The 16323-nt window shown below is 66.1% G+C and carries 16 protein-coding genes; 9 read left to right on the top strand and 7 right to left on the bottom strand.

From position 1 onward, the window contains the following. Nucleotides 1-148: 148 nt before the first annotated feature. The gene (locus E5162_RS11045; protein ID WP_135945318.1) at nt 149-1009 is read left to right on the top strand and encodes a WecB/TagA/CpsF family glycosyltransferase; all 861 of its coding nucleotides are present in this window, start codon (nt 149-151) and stop codon (nt 1007-1009) included. Between the two features lie 11 nt (nt 1010-1020). Here E5162_RS11045 and E5162_RS11040 read toward each other — a convergent pair whose 3' ends face one another. The 4 genes from E5162_RS11040 to argH form a co-directional block, all read right to left on the bottom strand. Further along, the gene (locus tag E5162_RS11040; protein ID WP_135945317.1) at nt 1021-2337 is read right to left on the bottom strand and encodes a hypothetical protein; all 1317 of its coding nucleotides are present in this window, start codon (nt 2335-2337) and stop codon (nt 1021-1023) included. 98 nt (nt 2338-2435) lie between these two features. Then, the gene (locus E5162_RS11035; protein ID WP_135945316.1) at nt 2436-4901 is read right to left on the bottom strand and encodes a DUF4175 domain-containing protein; all 2466 of its coding nucleotides are present in this window, start codon (nt 4899-4901) and stop codon (nt 2436-2438) included. A gap of 55 nt (nt 4902-4956) precedes the next feature. Next, the gene (gene lptM, locus E5162_RS14920; RefSeq protein WP_188634452.1) at nt 4957-5184 is read right to left on the bottom strand and encodes an LPS translocon maturation chaperone LptM; all 228 of its coding nucleotides are present in this window, start codon (nt 5182-5184) and stop codon (nt 4957-4959) included. Further along, nucleotides 5181-6605, bottom strand: a complete 1425-nt coding sequence (gene argH, locus E5162_RS11025; protein ID WP_206751104.1) for an argininosuccinate lyase — start codon at nt 6603-6605, stop codon at nt 5181-5183. Before argH ends, lptM begins: the two co-directional genes overlap by 4 nt. On the opposite strand from argH, the gene E5162_RS11020 reads away from it, so the two are divergent. Next, on the top strand, nt 6604-7230 hold the full coding sequence (locus E5162_RS11020) for a TlpA family protein disulfide reductase (RefSeq protein WP_158291288.1): 627 nt from the start codon (nt 6604-6606) through the stop codon (nt 7228-7230). The genes argH and E5162_RS11020 overlap by 2 nt on opposite strands. Nucleotides 7231-7630: 400 nt before the next feature. Continuing rightward, entirely contained in the window at nt 7631-8263 is a 633-nt protein-coding gene (locus tag E5162_RS11015) for an SDR family oxidoreductase (RefSeq protein WP_135945313.1), read from the top strand. Nucleotides 8264-8351: 88 nt separating this feature from the next. Here the strand turns inward: E5162_RS11015 and E5162_RS11010 are convergent, their stop codons facing one another. The 3 genes from E5162_RS11010 to E5162_RS11000 all read right to left on the bottom strand — a co-directional run bounded on the left by E5162_RS11010 (nt 8352) and on the right by E5162_RS11000 (nt 10897). Next, entirely contained in the window at nt 8352-9296 is a 945-nt protein-coding gene (locus E5162_RS11010; RefSeq protein ID WP_135945312.1) for an electron transfer flavoprotein subunit alpha/FixB family protein, read from the bottom strand. Continuing rightward, complete coding sequence (locus tag E5162_RS11005) at nt 9296-10045, bottom strand: electron transfer flavoprotein subunit beta/FixA family protein (RefSeq protein WP_135945311.1); 750 nt, start codon at nt 10043-10045, stop codon at nt 9296-9298. The genes E5162_RS11010 and E5162_RS11005 overlap by 1 nt, the downstream gene beginning before the upstream one ends. Before the next feature lie 225 nt (nt 10046-10270). Then, nucleotides 10271-10897: a YceI family protein gene (locus tag E5162_RS11000; RefSeq protein WP_135945310.1), complete on the bottom strand. Its 627-nt coding sequence runs from the start codon at nt 10895-10897 to the stop codon at nt 10271-10273. A gap of 308 nt (nt 10898-11205) precedes the next feature. Between E5162_RS11000 and E5162_RS10995 the strand changes: the two genes are divergently transcribed. From E5162_RS10995 to ybgF, 6 genes are all read left to right on the top strand, one after another. After that, nucleotides 11206-11859 (top strand): MotA/TolQ/ExbB proton channel family protein, encoded by a 654-nt coding sequence (locus E5162_RS10995; RefSeq protein ID WP_135945309.1) that lies wholly within the window; start codon nt 11206-11208, stop codon nt 11857-11859. 21 nt (nt 11860-11880) lie between these two features. Continuing rightward, the gene (gene tolR, locus E5162_RS10990; RefSeq protein WP_135945697.1) at nt 11881-12297 is read left to right on the top strand and encodes a protein TolR; all 417 of its coding nucleotides are present in this window, start codon (nt 11881-11883) and stop codon (nt 12295-12297) included. 22 nt (nt 12298-12319) lie between these two features. Further along, nucleotides 12320-13165, top strand: a complete 846-nt coding sequence (locus E5162_RS14765) for a hypothetical protein (RefSeq protein ID WP_158291287.1) — start codon at nt 12320-12322, stop codon at nt 13163-13165. Between the two features lie 32 nt (nt 13166-13197). Next, nucleotides 13198-14541: a Tol-Pal system beta propeller repeat protein TolB gene (gene tolB, locus E5162_RS10975; RefSeq protein ID WP_135945307.1), complete on the top strand. Its 1344-nt coding sequence runs from the start codon at nt 13198-13200 to the stop codon at nt 14539-14541. A 123-nt stretch (nt 14542-14664) separates the two neighbouring features. Beyond that, nucleotides 14665-15180 carry a peptidoglycan-associated lipoprotein Pal gene (gene pal / locus E5162_RS10970; protein ID WP_135945306.1) on the top strand — a complete coding sequence of 172 codons (516 nt, stop codon included), beginning with the start codon at nt 14665-14667 and terminating at the stop codon, nt 15178-15180. A 191-nt stretch (nt 15181-15371) separates the two neighbouring features. Further along, a complete protein-coding gene (gene ybgF, locus E5162_RS10965) occupies nt 15372-16307 on the top strand; it encodes a tol-pal system protein YbgF (RefSeq protein WP_158291286.1) in 936 nt (311 codons plus the stop codon). Nucleotides 16308-16323: the final 16 nt, after the last annotated feature.

Below are 16323 nucleotides of genomic sequence, written 5' to 3'. Positions count from 1 at the left end.
GGTCAGATGCACGTCCGGCCTTGTGCGGATGCACCCTGCCTGCGAGCGGCACCCGGGACGCGGCTTGCGGGCCCGCGCGCAGGTGCATCCGGCACGCAGCTTGCGGGTAGGACGCTATCGTTAGACCACATGCAGCGAAACGGGACTCATGACCGCTCAGTTTCCAACACCGCCGACCTCCCTGACCGATACGCCCGGGCGCAGGACCGGCCGGGACGACCGCCGCGTTCACAATCGCCATGTCTGGTTTCTCAATTCCGCCTTCGACCGGATCGGCTTTGACACCGCGCTTCGCCGTGTCAGCGAACGTGACGCCGGGCGGGGCTTTGCCTTCGTCGTGACGCCCAATGTCGATCATCTGGTCCGGCTCAGCCGCGACCCGGTCCTCGCTCCGCTCTACGCACAGGCCTGGCTGACCGTGTGCGACAGCCGGGTGCTCGAACTCATCGCGGGCCTGTCAGGCGAAGCGGTCGATGTGACGCCGGGATCCGATCTGACAGAGGCGCTGTTCGAACAGGTCATCTCGCCGGACGATGCTATCACGGTGATCGGCGGCGACGAGGAGACGGTGAACCGGGTCCGGGAGCGGTACGCCCTGACTGCGCTGAACTGGTATAATCCTCCGATGGGTCTGCGTCACAAGCCGGACGAGATCGCGCGCTGCGCGCAGTTCGTCGCGCGCAACCCGGCCCGCTTCGTATTTCTGTGCGTCGGGTCGCCGCAGCAGGAGATGATTGCCGAAGCCTGCCTCGACCGGGGCGATTGCACCGGGGTCGGACTGTGCGTCGGCGCATCGCTCGACTTTCTGTCAGGCAAGGCACGCCGCGCGCCGGTCTGGATGCGCCGGCTTCGCCTGGAATGGCTGCACCGTCTCAGCGAGGAGCCGCGTCGGCTGTGGAAGCGCTATCTGGTCGACGGACCCAAGATCGCTTTCATCTGGTGGGAATGGCGCCGGGCGCGCGCCAAGCTGCGCCGGTTCGAACGCGAGCTGGAAGAGCGGCTCTTCTAGACGGTTCAAGCCTAGCGCCAGTCCACGTTGAACTGGGCTTCCAGCGCCGTGACCGCGCCGTCGTCGCGTGGGACATAGCCGTTCTGGTCAAAGCGGATCGTATAGCGGCAGGCCGGTGTGCGGGATTCCCCGACGGCCAAAAAGGGTGTGCCGAATTCGATCAGCCCGTTGCGCCGCCAGACCCTGTCGAGATCGAGATCGTGCACCGGCAGGCCCTCCTGCATCGCCCGCATGCGCGCTCCCGGGCTTGCGTAATCGAGCCGGAGCGCACCCGCATTCATGCGCGCCTCAAACAGATGGGCCGGGCCGCCGCCCGCGCCGACCTGCCAGCAATCGGGCAGGGGATGGCGCGCCGGGTAGCGCGCAAGCTCCAGCCCGGCTTCGCCGAGGAGCCTTGCCAGCGCGTCCAGCCGGTCGCGCGACAGCGCGATGGCCCGGTCCAGCTGCGCAATCTCGCGCGGCGGCGCGTCTTCCTCGACCAGGCGGGCCCGTTCGCGCTGATAGTCGTAGTAGTAGGCGAGCTCGCCCCGGTATTCGCGATTGAGGACCGCGGCATCCTCCCGCAGCCTGTCCTGCGCGCCGGAGCCGTATCCGCCCAGCCCCCAGCGGTCCAGGGGCATCCCGCCGCTCCACATCGCGTATCCGGCAAGGGCCAGGACCGCTACGCCGATCAGCCAGACTGCAACGACAACCCCGATCCAGCGCCTCCAGCCGCGGGCGGACCGTGTCTCCCTGGAGGGCTCGGCCGCTGACGGTTCGGCAGGACATCTGCCGAAGCTGACGGCCTCAAAGAAGGCGTCGTGGACCTCGTCCATGGGTGGAAAGGCGCGCTCATAGGCGCACCATTCGGAAAACTCCAGCGCACCGGTTGCCGGGTTGGGGCGCTGCATGCGCCAGATCGCGAAATGTGTATGAAGCGGTGCGCCGTGAAACGCGCGCAGGAAGGCGTGGCGCATGCCCTCGTTGATGTCCGGCGCGTCGCTCCCATCCTTGAAGAATATATAGCAATCCACCCGCATCGGGCGGTCGCTCAGTCCGGAAAAGCGCGCCCGGCTCTGCGCGGCGAGCCGGTTTTCCTCGCCTTCATTGAGGGCGGGGGGCTCCTGGGCGGCCGTTTTGCCTTTCAGCACTTGAGCGCGAGATGTCTGGTACGTGCACGCCCGCAGATAATCGAGGCCGACCTGCCAGGACAGGGCCAGCGCATTGGGATGGGCGGTATAGGCGATTTCCCGCGGGCAACACGCATCGCTGTCCTCGCGCGCTCGCCGTTCTGCGGTGCGCGCGATGGTCTGGCCTAGACTCTCGAAATGTTGCAACCGGTCCGCCATCACCCCTCGCCATGGCAGGGAGTCAGACTTTTAAGACCCCGCGTTAACCATGTACCCGAAGGAGGTAACGCGAGTCACGCGCGAGTGATCCCATTTTTTTAGAAACGCTCGAGCAGTCTCTCGATATAGTCGAGTTCTTCGCGCGAACGTCCCTGCTCAGCGGCACGTCTGCGCAGCTCTTCGAGAATCTGGCGCGCCCGCTGGCGCTCGGATTCGCTCGGCACATCGGCATCGCCTGCGCCTTGGCCGCCGGACTGACGTCCGAGCGGATCGTTCTGCTGTTGACCGCCTTCTTCCGCCAGCAAGGTCTCGGCGAGATCTCCGGCCGCCTCCCTCAAGGCCTCGACCGCCTCGTTCTGCGCCTCCAGGGCAGCTTCAGCATCGCCCTCTTCGAGCGCCTGACCGGCCTCCTCCATGGCTTCCCCCGCACGAGCGAGCGCTTCATCGCCGTCTTCACCTGGCGTCATGGCGCCAAGCTCACCGAGGCGTTCGGCCAGGGCGCGCTGGCGCTGCGAGAGGTCGTCGCCTTCCCCGGTGCTTCCAGACTCGTCTTCACCCGGCTCGGGGGCGCCGGATCCCTCGCGGGACTCCTCGAAAGTTTCATCCATCAGCTCACGCTGCTCGCCCAGCGCATCGCCGAGCTCGCCGAGCGCTTCGCGCAGGGCCTGAGCCAGGGGGCTGTCGCCCTGGCCCTCGCCCCCGCCAGCGAGGTTCATCTGAAGATTGCGAAGAAGCTCCTGCAACTGGGCCAGAGCGCGGCGCGCGCCTTCGGTATCGCCGAGTTCGGTGGCCTCGCGCAGCGCGTCGAGCAGCTCCTGCAGCATGTCGGCATTGAGCGTATCCATGCCCGCGCTGCCCTGGCTGCCGGCCATCTCGCCATTTTCCATCGCCTCGCGGGCGAGCGCCGCCATGTAATTCTGCATCGCGCGCTCATAGGCATCGAACAGGGCGCTCATTTCAGTCGCGTCCGCACCGCGTGCCATCGCATCGTTCAGCGCCTGCTGGGCGGCATCCAGCGCCTGCCGGGCATCGGCCAGCGTGCCAAGTTCTGCGCGCAGGGCGATCTGCCACAAATCCTCGTCCAGATGGGTGAGGCCCTCGGCGCCTCGTGCCCGGTGGACTTCATGCAAGGCGGTCCGAAGCCCCATGAAGACGATCGGATCGTCGAAATAGCGCGCTGGTGCGTCGCTCAGCGCATCGAGTGCCCGGGCCAGACGCAGGACTCCTTGCGGCGCACGCTCGATCCGCAGCGCCGGCTCGTCGTCGAGGAAAATGGCCCGGTCCCGGGTTGCCCGATCGAAGACCGGCTCGGGCTCGCCCGGCTCAAGCGCCTCGTATTCGCGCCCGGAGCCGAGGAAATCACGGCGTTCGGCCGCCACCGCCTGGGCCAGGGGGTCGAGAAAGACGCGTGCCGGCAGCGTCATCTCGTACGCGGTGCTCCGACCGGTCTGACCGGCACCGTCCGTTCCGGCAATCCGGATCGCCACCCGGCGTCCGGACAGGGGATGGCGTGCCACGTCGATCCGCGCGGTGAAACGGTCCTCCTCGCCGGTCGGAGCGACGGCGCCGGGGGAGATTTCGATGGATTGCCACGCCTCCGGGGCGATAGTCCCGCCGCGTTCCTCGGCTTCGGCGGCCACTTCCAGAGCATGGCGTTCCACGCCGTAGTCGTCGCGCGCCACGAATTCGAGTTGAAGGACACCTTCGGCGTCGCTTTCCGGTTCTGCGGCCAGTGTGATGTGCGGCACGGTATCGGGCTGCACTGTGAGGGAGAGGCGCTCGGCAAGCGGGCCGGTCCGGACGATCACGTCGCCGCTTTGCTCGATCGGGGCACGGACCTGCCAGACCCTGTCGTCGATGCGCTCGATTCCGGCCTCGGCGCCGGAGACATGCGGACGGCGCGCGCTGCCGGCGAGGCGGGCTGCCAGCACGCTCCCTTCGGGTATCACGGCGCTGCGGCGGTTACGAAGGTAGAGGGTGGGCTCGCCGGTATAGTCGGGGGGCTCGATCCAGAGGTCGGCAACGGGCTGGCCGGCGCCACCAGAGAGGGGACGCAGGGCAAAAGCATCGACGACACGGTAGCGCGCCAGGTCGCCGGCCAGGAACGCTCCCGCGGCGAGCACCAGGATCAGGCTGATGCGCAGGCCGTACGGGTCGAGCCGGGCCCAGGCCGCGTGCGGGCGACGCGCACGGACGCCTTGGAGCCGCGCTGCCATCCGGGCGCGATGCGCTTGCCAGAGGGCCGGGTTGCCCGTGGCCGGATGGTCCTCGAGCGCTTCGAATTCGCGATGGCTCAGGCCACTATCTGCCTCGACCCGGCGCTGGGCGTCGCGGCGGCCTGGCCAGGAAAATCCACGCAGGCTGCGCCGCGCAAGCAGCGCGCAGGCGATCAAGATGGCAAGGGCTGCAAGCACACGCCACGGATCGCCGAAACGTTCGAAAACGCCGAACAGGGCAAGCGCGAGATAGACGCCGAGTCCGGCCAGCGGCCAGACCAGAACCGGCGCGGCGCGCTCCCACGCCAGCGCAAGCCAGGCCAGAGTGACGGGGCGGCGAGCGATCATGGCATCAGCCTAACGCGGCGGGCGGTGGTTCGCATCGTGCGGGAGCAGAGCCGCCTCAGCGGCCCGGCTCGTCCAGACGATCGAGATCGCGCAGAAGCTCGTCCTCGCGCTCTTCCGGGCTCGACATATCGTCATCCGCCGCATCGGTCTCGCCGGATTGCGCGTCATCCATCTGCTCGCCGGGGCCCCAGAGCGGCGCCGGGCGGTCGAGATCGCCGCGGATGCCGCAGGCCGAGAGGGCGAGGGCAGCTGGCCCGGCCAGAAGGAGGAGAAGGGCTTTCATGATGTCTGCTCCGCGTTGAGGCGCTCGGTCCAGAGCGCGACCTGTTCGCGTACGCGCACCGGGCTGGTGCCGCCATAGCTCGTCCGGCTTTCCATGGAGGCACGGGCCGAGAGCACGTCGAAGACATCGGCGCGGATGCGCGGTTCGATGGTCTGCATGTCCTCAAGGGCGAGTCCGGCCAGCGGGAGGCCGCGGCCCTCGGCCATCTTCACGATGGAGCCGGACACGTGGTGCGCGTCGCGGAAGGGCAGTTCCAGCTCGCGCACCAGCCAGTCGGCCAGGTCGGTCGCGTCCGAATAGGCCTCCCCGGCCGCTTGTTCCAGCGCGTCGCGGTCGAAGCTGAGGTCGCCGGCCATGCCGGCCATGGCGGCCAGCGCGAGATCGAGATCGTCGAATGCGGTGAAGACCAGCGCCTTGTCTTCCTGCAAGTCTTTCGAGTAGGCGAGCGGCAGGCCCTTGCAGACGAGGATCAGGCCCTGCAGCGCGCCGGCAATGCGGCCCGGCTTGGCGCGGACCAGCTCGGCCGCGTCCGGATTGCGCTTCTGCGGCATGATCGAAGAGCCGGTGGAATAGGCATCGCTGAGCCGGGCGAAACCGAAGCGGCGCGAACTCCACAACACGATTTCTTCCGCGAACCGCGACAGATTCACCGCCGTGATCGTCGCCGCGCTGAGCGCTTCCAGCGCGAAGTCGCGCGAGGAAACTGCGTCGAGCGAATTGGCCATCGGGCGGTCGAAGCCGAGGGCCTGGGCCGTCGCGTCGCGGTCAATGGCAAAGGCGGTCCCGGCCAGCGCCGCGGCGCCCAGCGGGCTTTCATTGAGGCGTTTGCGCGTGTCTTCAAAGCGGCCGATATCGCGCTCGGCGGCCTCCACCCAGCACAGCAGATGATGGCCCAGGCTGACCGGCTGGGCCGTCTGCAAATGGGTGAAGCCGGGCATGACCCAGTCGGCATGGGCGTCGGCCTGGGCGACAAGGCCTTGCTGATAGGCGCGAAGCCCGGCAATGGCGCGGTCGCAGGCAGAGCGCAGCCAGAGCCGGAAATCGGTGGCGACCTGGTCGTTGCGCGAGCGCGCGGTGTGAAGCCGGCCGGCTGCCGCGCCGATCTTCTCGCGCAGCGCCGCCTCGATATTCATGTGCACGTCCTCGAGCGCGGCCTTCCACTCGAAGCGGTCCGCGCGGATATCCTCGCGCACGGCTTTCAGGCCTGCGGCGATCTGCTCATGGTCGGCGCTTGAAATGATGCCGCAAGCAGACAACATCGCAGCATGAGCCAGCGATCCGGCTATGTCTTCCTCGGCCATCCTCTGGTCGATGTGGACGGAGGTGTTGATCGCTTCCATGACGGAAGAGGGGCCGGACGCGAAACGTCCGCCCCACATATCGCGTCCCGAAGCCGGGCGGTTTGAATTGGATCCGGTCATGACCGCGATCCTTAAAGGTGAGGCAGAGAAAGTCCAGATGCACAATTGGACGCCGCTCAGATGGGCATTGACCCTTCTTCCGCTGATCGGCTTCGCCGCCGTGATCTACATGCTGTTTTCTGCGGCCGGCAGCCGCCCGTCTGGCCTATTGGACAGCTATGCGCGCGGGACGATGAGCGGCTTCGTGGCCATAGACGATGCGCCCTCCCAGTCGCTGAACACGCTGACTACGCCGTCCGGCGAGACGCTGACGCTGGCCGACAAGCGGGGCCGGATCCTGCTGGTCAATTACTGGGCGACCTGGTGCGCGCCCTGCGTGGTTGAAATGCCCCAGCTCAACGCCCTGCAGGCGCGCTACGGCTCGGACGATTTCGAAGTGGTCACCATCTCGATGGACCAGCGCATGGACGTGGCCGAAGAGTTCTTCGCGCAGAATGGTCTGGATGCGCTTACCCTCTATCATGGCTTCGACCTCGGCGCGGTCCAGCGCCTGGGCGCACGCGGGCTGCCCGTGACCGTGCTCTACGACCGCCACGGCGTGGAGCTGGGCCGGGTCCAGGGCGAGGCCGACTGGGATAGTCCCGAGGCCCATGCCCTGATCGAGGCGGCCATCGAGCGCTATTGAACGGGCTGGTGAGAATTCAGGCCGGAAAGCGGGGGCTCGCCTCCTACTACTACTACGACTATCACGAGGCTCCCATTCCGGGGTGGCGGGTGTTGCGCGAGTTCACGCGTTGAGAAAGAGCCTGTCGAGGTTAAGGGGCGTGAGGCGGGAGGGGAGTATCCTCTCCGTCTCTTTTCTGACGGGGAGCGTCATCGGATGACCTCGTTCCTTGCTCTCTGGATCCCGGGTCAGGCCCGGGATGACGAGGGGTGGAGATCATCAAGATTACCCAAGATCTTCGTCAGTCCGGGCGTTCGCCTCACGGTGTCGTGACCGGCATTGCTGTGTCCGGGCGGAACGGTGATGGCGGGGCGCCGTTGATGGAGGGACACCCAGACAACCATTTTCAAGGAGATGCCCGATGAAAGTTCTCGTCGCCGGAGCCCACGGCAATGTCGCGAGCCACGTGCTCGACTCCCTGCGCAAGCGCGGACACGAGGTCACGGGCGGCGTGCGCAAACAGGACCAGTTCGACCATGTGCGCGCCCGGGGCGCCGAGCCGGTCATGCTCGACCTGACGCGTCCCGAGCAGTTCGATGCTGCTCTGTCGGGACAGGAAGCCGTGATCTTCGCGGCCGGGTCCGGGGGGCAGGCTGTCGATTCGGTCGACCGGGACGGCGCGATTGCGCTGGCCGATGCGGCCGAAGCCAGCGGCGTCTCGCGTTTCGTGATGCTCAGCTCGATGTCGGCGGATACGCCGGAGAACGGTCCGGAGAAACTCCAGGATTATCTCAAGGCGAAGAAAGAGGCCGATGCCCATCTACGCAAAACGGGACTGGAGGCCACCATTGTGCGGCCAGGCTCGCTGAGCGACGAAGCTCCGACGGGAAAGATCGAGACCGGCGAGCGCCTTCATAATCTGGAACGCTCCATCACCCGCGCCGATGTCGCCGAGACGCTGGCTGAGGTGCTGGAGACCCCGTCCACCATCGGCAAGACGTTCGAGATGCTGCAGGGTGACACACCCATCGCGCAGGCGGTCAAGGCGCTTTAGCCGGGTCGACGCGGATTCTGAACGAAAAGGCCCCGGACGATACCGTCCGGGGCCTTTTTACGTTTACGCGTGCAGGAACCAGGAAGACCTAGTACCCGACCTTCTCCAGCTCTTTTTCGAGCTCGGGGATCGCGTTGAACAGGTCCGCGACGAGGCCGTAATCGGCGACCTGGAAGATCGGCGCTTCCTCGTCCTTGTTGATGGCCACGATGACCTTAGAGTCCTTCATGCCGGCCAGATGCTGGATCGCGCCGGAAATGCCGACGGCGATGTACAGCTCGGGCGCGACGACCTTGCCGGTCTGACCGACCTGGTAGTCGTTGGGCACATAGCCCGCGTCCACTGCGGCACGCGAGGCACCGACTGCGGCGTTCAGCTTGTCGGCGACGCGGTCGAGAATCTCGAAATTCTCGCCCGAGCCCATGCCGCGGCCGCCGGAGATGACGATCTTGGCGGACGCCAGTTCGGGGCGGTCGGACTTGGACAGCTCTTCGGACACGAATTCGGACTTCGCCGAGGCCTCGGGCGCGTCGATCGATTCGATCGGCGCGGCGCTGTCCTGGTCGCCCGCCTTCTCGAACGTGGTCGGGCGTACCGTGATCACCTTCTTCGCATCGGAGGATTTGACCGTCATCATCGCGTTGCCCGCATAGATCGGACGGATGAACGTGTCTTCGCTTTCCACCGAGGTGATGTCGGAGATCTGCATGACATCCAGCTTGGCCGCGATGCGGGGCATGAAGTTCTTGCCCGCCGTGGTCGCCGGCGCGAGGATCGCGTCATACTGGTCGGCAATGGACAGAACCAGCGGCTCCATCGCCTCGGCGATCTTCTTCTCAAGGGCATCGCCCTCGGTCTGAAGCACCTTGGCGACACCATCGACCTTGGCGGCAGCTTCAGCCACCTTCTGGGCGTCCTTGCCGGCCACGAGCACGTGGATGTCGCCGCCGAGCTTCTTTGCGGCGGAGACCGCCGCGCGGGTCGCTTCGTTCAGCTCGCCATCGAGATGTTCGGCAATAACCAGAACAGTCATCAGATCACCCCCGCTTCGTTCTTCAGCTTGTCGACGAGTTCGGCCACGGTTTCGACCTTGACGCCGCCCTTGCGCTTGGGCGGCTCGCTGACCTTGATGACTTCAAGGCGCGGCGAGATGTCGACGCCGTAATCGTCCGGGCTCTTGGTGTCGATCGGCTTGCGCTTGGCCTTCATGATGTTGGGCAGGGAGGCGTAGCGCGGCTCGTTCAGGCGAAGATCGCTGGTCACGACGGCAGGCAGCGAGACCGACAGGGTCTGCAGGCCGCCATCGATTTCGCGGGTGACCTTCAGCGACCCGTCCTCTTTCTCGACCGCGGAGGCGAAGGTCGCCTGCGGCCAGCCGAGCAGCGCGGCCAGCATCTGGCCGGTCGCGTTGGAATCGTCGTCGATCGCCTGCTTGCCCAGCATGACGAGTTCGGGCGATTCCTCCTCGACCACCTTGGCGAGCAGCTTGGCCACGGCCAGCGGCTCGACGCGCTCGTCGGTCTGGATGAGGATGCCGCGATCCGCGCCCATGGCGAGCGCGGTGCGAATGGTTTCCTGAGCCTGGGTCGGGCCGATGGAGATCACGACGATCTCTTCGGCCAGACCTTTTTCCTTCATGCGGATCGCTTCTTCGACAGCGATTTCGCAGAAGGGATTCATGCTCATTTTGACGTTTGCCAGGTCAACGCCGCTCTGATCCGGCTTGACCCGGACCTTCACATTGTAATCGACCACCCGTTTGACGGGGACGAGGATTTTCATCGACGGCTCCGGTTTAGCATTTGACGACAGAACAGCGGAATGTTGCGCCGCGTCCCTGCCGTACTCTGACAGGACATGCGTGAAAACTAGGGGCGGAAACTGCCCGCGCCCACCCCATAAGTCAACGCGCGGCGCGAGGTCGCATGAACACCGTTCAGCCGTCCAAGACAAAGGCCGGCCCGCAGATGCGGACCGGCCTTGGTGCAGCGCACAAGCGTGACTGGCTTATTCGGCGCTGTCTTCGTCGTCCTCGACCAGCAGGAGCTCGGTTTCAATGACAAGGTCGATCTCGTCGGACACGGCCGGAATGGCATATCCCAGCCCCCACTGCGAGCGTTCGATCGTGCCGCGTGCGGAGAAGCCGGCAGTCATCGCGCCGCCCATCTGTTCGGGCTTGGATTCGCGCTTGTTCAGCTCGACATTCAGCGTCACCGGGTGGGTCTGGCCGAGAAGGGTCAGATCGCCGGTCATGGTGCCGGTCTCGCCGTCCTCGGTATCGAAGGCGGTCGCCACGAAGCGCGCTTCAGGGTATTCGGCGGTGTTGAACAGGTCGCCGGAATTGAGGTGGTTGACGAAGCGGTCCTGATTGGCGCCGACCCAGAAGCCGTCGGCCAGCGAGAAGGTCACGTCGACCGTGGAGTTTTCAGGCTCCTCGAAGTCGAGCAGCAGAACGCCGTCATAATCGGTGAAATGGATGGACTGCTCGGAATAGCCCAGATGGTTCCAGCTCGCGCGGATCGTGGTGTGGCTCTTGTCGAACTCGTATTCGGCCGGTTCGGCAAAGGCATCGGCCACAGTGAGCGGCGCGGTGAGAAGGGCGGCAAGCGAGGCGGCGGCGAAAGCGGTTTTCATGGGTGAAATCTCCCCGAAGAAGCAAAAAAAAGGCAGCATTGGCGTGCGGCGCGCTGCCGCAGGGACTTCAAGTAGGGAGGACACGGGCCCGGTTCCACCGTGGCGCGATCAAAATTCTGTTTCCCCGCAGGAAACTTTCTTCAGCCGGCGCTGCGGGCAAGCTGGTGCGATCCTTCAAATCGCCGCATTCGGTTGGCAATCGGAACGCGTTCGGCTGCGGTCTTTGCGCAGAGCGCACAATCTAGTAATCACGACACCCTGTGCCGGGCGGTACGTCCCGGTCATATGAGGGGAGCATACGAGCAATCATGGAAAGCGTAGCTGTCGATCTGGCCGCACCGGCCCAGGAACTCAGCGTCGTCTATCTGTTCATGCGGGCGGACATCGTCGTGAAGACGGTCATGGGCATTCTTGCCCTGATGTCGGTCTGGTCGTGGGCAGTCGCGATCGAAAAAGCCATGCAGCTGCGCGGCGTTCATGCCCGGGCGCGGCGGCTGGAATCCGAATTCTGGAGCGGCGCGAAGCTGGAAGAGCTCGAGGCGCGCTATGGCCGCGATCCCAAGGATCCGTTCGGACGCGTCTTGTCGGCAGCCATGCGCGACTGGGACGGCTTCTCCGTGGCCAAGGCCGGCGGCGCCGAAGCCAACCGGGAGCTGACCAAGCTGGAAAGCGGGCTTGGCATCCTGGCCATCATCGGCTCGACCGCCCCCTTCGTCGGCCTGTTCGGCACGGTGTGGGGGATTATGAACTCCTTCCGCTCCATCGCCGCAAGCCAGGACACCAATCTGGCCGTCGTGGCGCCCGGCATTGCCGAGGCGCTGTTCGCGACCGCGCTGGGCCTGCTGGCGGCCGTTCCGGCGGTGATGTTCTTCAACGCCCTGTCCTCCAACCTCGCCAAGTATGCCTCCCGCCTGGAAGGTTTCGTCGACGATCTGGCTGCGCTTGCCAGCCGGGAGCGCTGAGCCGTGGCGAGCAATCTCGACATGGGCGGACGCTCCGGCGGACGGCGCGGCTGGAAGCCGAAGGCGGAGATCAACGTCACACCCTTCGTGGACGTGATGCTGGTGCTGCTCATCGTCTTCATGGTCACCGCCCCGCTGCTGACGGTCGGCGTCGAGGTCGATCTGCCCGACACCGAAGCCCAGGCGATGACCACATCGGAAGAGCCGCTCACCCTGACCGTCCAGGCTGACGGCAATATCTATCTGCAGGAAACCGAGGTCAGCTTCGAAGAGCTGATCCCGCGCCTGCGCGCCATTTCGGGTACGGGATCGGACGCGCGCGTCTATATCCGCGCCGACGAAGGCGCATCGTATGGCGACGTGATGCGCGTGCTCGCCCGGGTCTCGGCCGCCGGTTACGGCGATCTGGGACTCGTGACCGATCCTGAGCGGGACTAGGAAGCGAGAGGGCCGGCGCCTGATGCGATCGCTTTTTGCTGCCCTGTTGTCGGCCGGCCTGCATATCGCGCTGGTGGCCTCGGCCTTTATCTATTTTCCGCGCACGATGTCCTCGCTCGAGCAGACGCGTATCGTGCCGGTCGAGCTTGTCTCGCTGGGTCCGACGACCAATGTGCGTGCGGCCCGGCCCGAACCCGAACCGGTCGAACCCGAACCCGAGCCTGAGCCCGAGCAGGAAACGCCCGAGCCAGAGCCGGCCGAGCCTGAACCTGAACCGGCCCAGCCCGAGCCTGAGCCCGAGCCGATCGCACCGGAACCGGAGACAGAGTCCGAGCCTGAGCCTGAGCCTGAGCCCGAACCTATCCCGGACGAGCCTGATGCCGAACCCGAGCCGGTGGAGCCCGAGCCGGAACCTGAGCCCGAACCCGAGCCGCAACGCCAGCAAGGGCTCGATCTGGACCGGCTCAGCAGCCTGGTCGACCGGTCGCGGGAAACCAGCGCGTCGCGCAATGCCGAGACCGGAGAGGCGCGCAGCGCCGCCGGGTCGGGCACGGCCATGACGGCAACCCTGTCGGACATGATGAGTTCGCAGATCGCGCGCTGCGTGCGCAGCTCTGCCGATGCGCCTTCCGACATGGAACTGGGCGTGCAGGTCAGCGTGCGGCTCAACCGCGACGGCACACTTTCCGATGCGCCGCGTTTGACCAACGAGGCGCGCGTGCTCGGCTCGCCCAACCCGTATCTGCGCGTGGCCGGGCAGCGTGCCCTGCGTGCCGTGATCGACTGCGCGCCCTACCGCATGCCCGCCGAGAACTACCAGCAATGGCGCCTTCTTGAGGTCAATGTTGACACGCAAGCTGGCCGCTAGTCCGAATTGAGACAACCAACCGGAGCCCGCTCATGACTGCTGTCCGACTTGTCCTGGCCTTCATGGTCAGCGTGATTTTCGCCGGTGCCGCGGCCGCGCAGGCCCCGCTTCGCGTCGACGTGACCTCCGGCCATCTCGATCCCCTGCCCATCGCGGTGGTCGATTTTGTCGGCGAGCCCGGCCTGGCCGGCGAAGCAGGTGCGGACATTGCCCGGGTCGTGACCAGCGATCTCGAGAGCACCGGGCTCTTTGCCCCGGTTTCGCAGGATGCCTTTATCGAGGAGATCGGGAATATCGATCTGCGACCGCGCTTCTCCGACTGGCGCGTGATCAATGCGAATGCGCTTCTGGTCGGGCGGGTGACGGTCGCCGAGGACGGGCGTCTGCTGGTGGCGTTCCGGCTCTGGGATACGGTGACCGAGACCCAGCTTCTCGGCCTGCAGTTCGTCTCGGTGCCGGAGAACTGGCGCCGGGTGGCCCACAAGGTGGCCGATGCGGTCTACGAGGAGCTGACCGGCGAGGAAGGCTATTTCGATACCCGCATCGTCTACGTGGCCGAAGGGACGGACGGGGATGGCCAATCGGTCCGCCGGCTGGCCATTATGGACCAGGACGGGGCCAACCCCTCTTTCCTGACCGACCGGTCCTACATGGCGCTGCTGCCCAACTTCTCGCCGAGCGCGCAGCAGATCACCTATGTGTCCTTCCGCGACGGGCAGGCGACGAGCTATCTCTACGATCTTGAAACCGGCCGCCAGGAAGCGCTGTTCGATGCGGGCCCGTCGCTGGCTGAAGGCGGACAATCGCTGTCGGCGCGCTTCCACCCGAACGGGCGCCAGCTGGCCGTGTCGGCCATGCGCCGCGGCGGGCACGATATTTTCGGGTTCGACCTGCGCATGCGCACGCTGCGCCAGCTCACCAGCCACCCGGCGGACGATGTCGAACCCTCCTATTCGCCGGAAGGCGACCGGATCGTCTTTTCATCCTCGCGCGGCGGGAGTTCCCAGCTCTACGTGATGGACGCCAATGGCGGCGAGCCGACCCGGATCTCCTTCGGCGGCGGGCGCTACACGGCCCCGGTCTGGTCCCCGCGCGGCGATCTGGTCGCCTTTGTGAAACAGCAGGGCGGCATGTTCGCCCTGGGCGTGCTGGATGCGGACGGTTCGGGCGAGGAGCGCATCCTCTATGAAGGCTATTACGTGGACACCCCGACCTGGTCGCCCAACGGCCGCGTCATCCTGTTCACGCGCGGCGAGCGGTCGCGCGAGGGGACGCAGTATTCGATCTGGAGCATCGATCTGGCCGGGATCAATCTGCGCCGGATGCCGATCCAGGGACAATCGTCCGATCCGGCCTGGTCGCCCTTGATTGATTGAGCAACCTCAGTCTAGGGTCCCCTATGCAGTCGCGTGAATTTTTCTCGCAAGTGCAGATAGAGTGGGGTATATCGTGCGCGTCCGCAGGTTAGTCTCGCGGACATGAAGAGGGACTACGCCGTTATGAAATTTGCTTACTTCGCCGCGGCCGCGGCGCTTGGCCTCGCACTATCGGCCTGCGCCAGCCAACCTGAGCCCAACGACATGGACACCGGCCCGGCGCAACCGGTCGAAGACCGTGTTGTTGAAGAAGACACCGGTCCCGTCCCCGGGACTGCCGAGCACTTCGAAGTGACGGCCGGTGACCGTGTTTTCTACGGTTATGACCGCTATGACCTGACTGCCGAAGCGCGCGAAACGCTTCGCCGCCAGGCCGCATGGCTTGCCAGCTACCCGCAAGTGCGCATCCTCGTTGCCGGCAATGCCGACGAACGCGGTACGCGCGAATACAACCTCGCGCTTGGTGCCCGTCGCGCGAATGCCGCGCGCGACTTCCTGATCAGCCAGGGCGTCGACGCGTCGCGCATCTCGACCGTTTCCTACGGCAAAGAGCGCCCGGTCTGTAACCAGTCGACCGAGTCGTGCTGGGCCCTGAACCGGAATGCGACGACCGTCATCCAGGGTGGCACGACCTCGTAAGAGGACGGCCTGCCGGAGACACGATTTCGCCCGCCAGGCATGCGTCTGGCGGGCGTTTTCATTCTGGCGGTGACGCCGGGCCTTGAAGGCCCCGGCGGCGCGCGCCTAAATTTCGCCCTTCCGGGGGGCTAGCCCTAGGCCGGACCGTTTGTTTTCTGCCTGTAGCGCTATCCGCTTCGACGAGGATGCCCATGACCCGCCTTGCCGCCCTGCTTGCCTGTTTTGCCACTCTGGCGGTTTTCGCCGCGCCGGCCGAGGCGCAATCGCGCCGCGAGCTGGCCCAGCGCATCGACCGGCTGGAAGCCCGGATGGCGGAGCTGGATGACAGCGCGCTGGCCGGCGACCCGGTGGCCGAGCGATTGATGCAGCGTGTCGATGCGCTGGAGCGCGAACAACGCGTGCTGACCGGCGAAGTGGAAACGCTCACTTACCAGAACCGTCAGCTTCGCAACGAGGTCGAGCGCCTGCGCAACAGCGCGTCCCAGCCGTTCGGCGGGTCACAGACGTCTCAGTCCGGCGGGCCGGCCCAGCTGGAGCCGGATAGCGATAGCTATGCCGGTGAGGATCTGGCGGTCGTGAACCCGGACGATCCCTTTGCCCAGGAACGCGCCGCCGCGACAGGCCAGTTATCGCTTCCCGGCAGTGGCGCCGGACCGGCTAACGACAACGGCGCACCGCGCAGGTCCGAGACCGCCGGCGGGCGCGGACCGGCCTCGCTTGCGGGGGCATCGAACGCAACGCTCCCGGAACCCGCGACGCTGTTCCAGAACGGCCGTAACCGGCTTCTCGATGGCGATTTTGGCGGCGCGCAGGAGCAGTTTGCCCAATTCACGAACGCCTATGGCGATCACGAGCTGGCCGGCCAAGCCTGGTACTGGCTGGGCGAGACCCATTTCGTCCAGGGCGATTTTCAGAACGCCGCCGACTCCTATCTCTCCTCGCTGCAAGCCCAACGCCAGGGCCCGCGCGCGCCCGACGCTCTGGTGCGTCTGGCCGCCTCCCTCGCGGCGATGGATCAGGTCGCCGAAGCGTGTGGTGTGCTGGCCGGGTTCGACGCCGAGTTCCCCAATGCAGACGAAGAATCGCGCCGCAAGGCGAGCCGTGAAGCGGCGCGGGCAGGCTGCTGACACTCGACGAAGCCGC

The organism is Marinicauda pacifica, from assembly GCF_004793635.1.
GTDB lineage: Bacteria > Pseudomonadota > Alphaproteobacteria > Caulobacterales > Maricaulaceae > Marinicauda > Marinicauda pacifica.
This window is presented reverse-complemented; position numbering and strand designations above follow the sequence as displayed.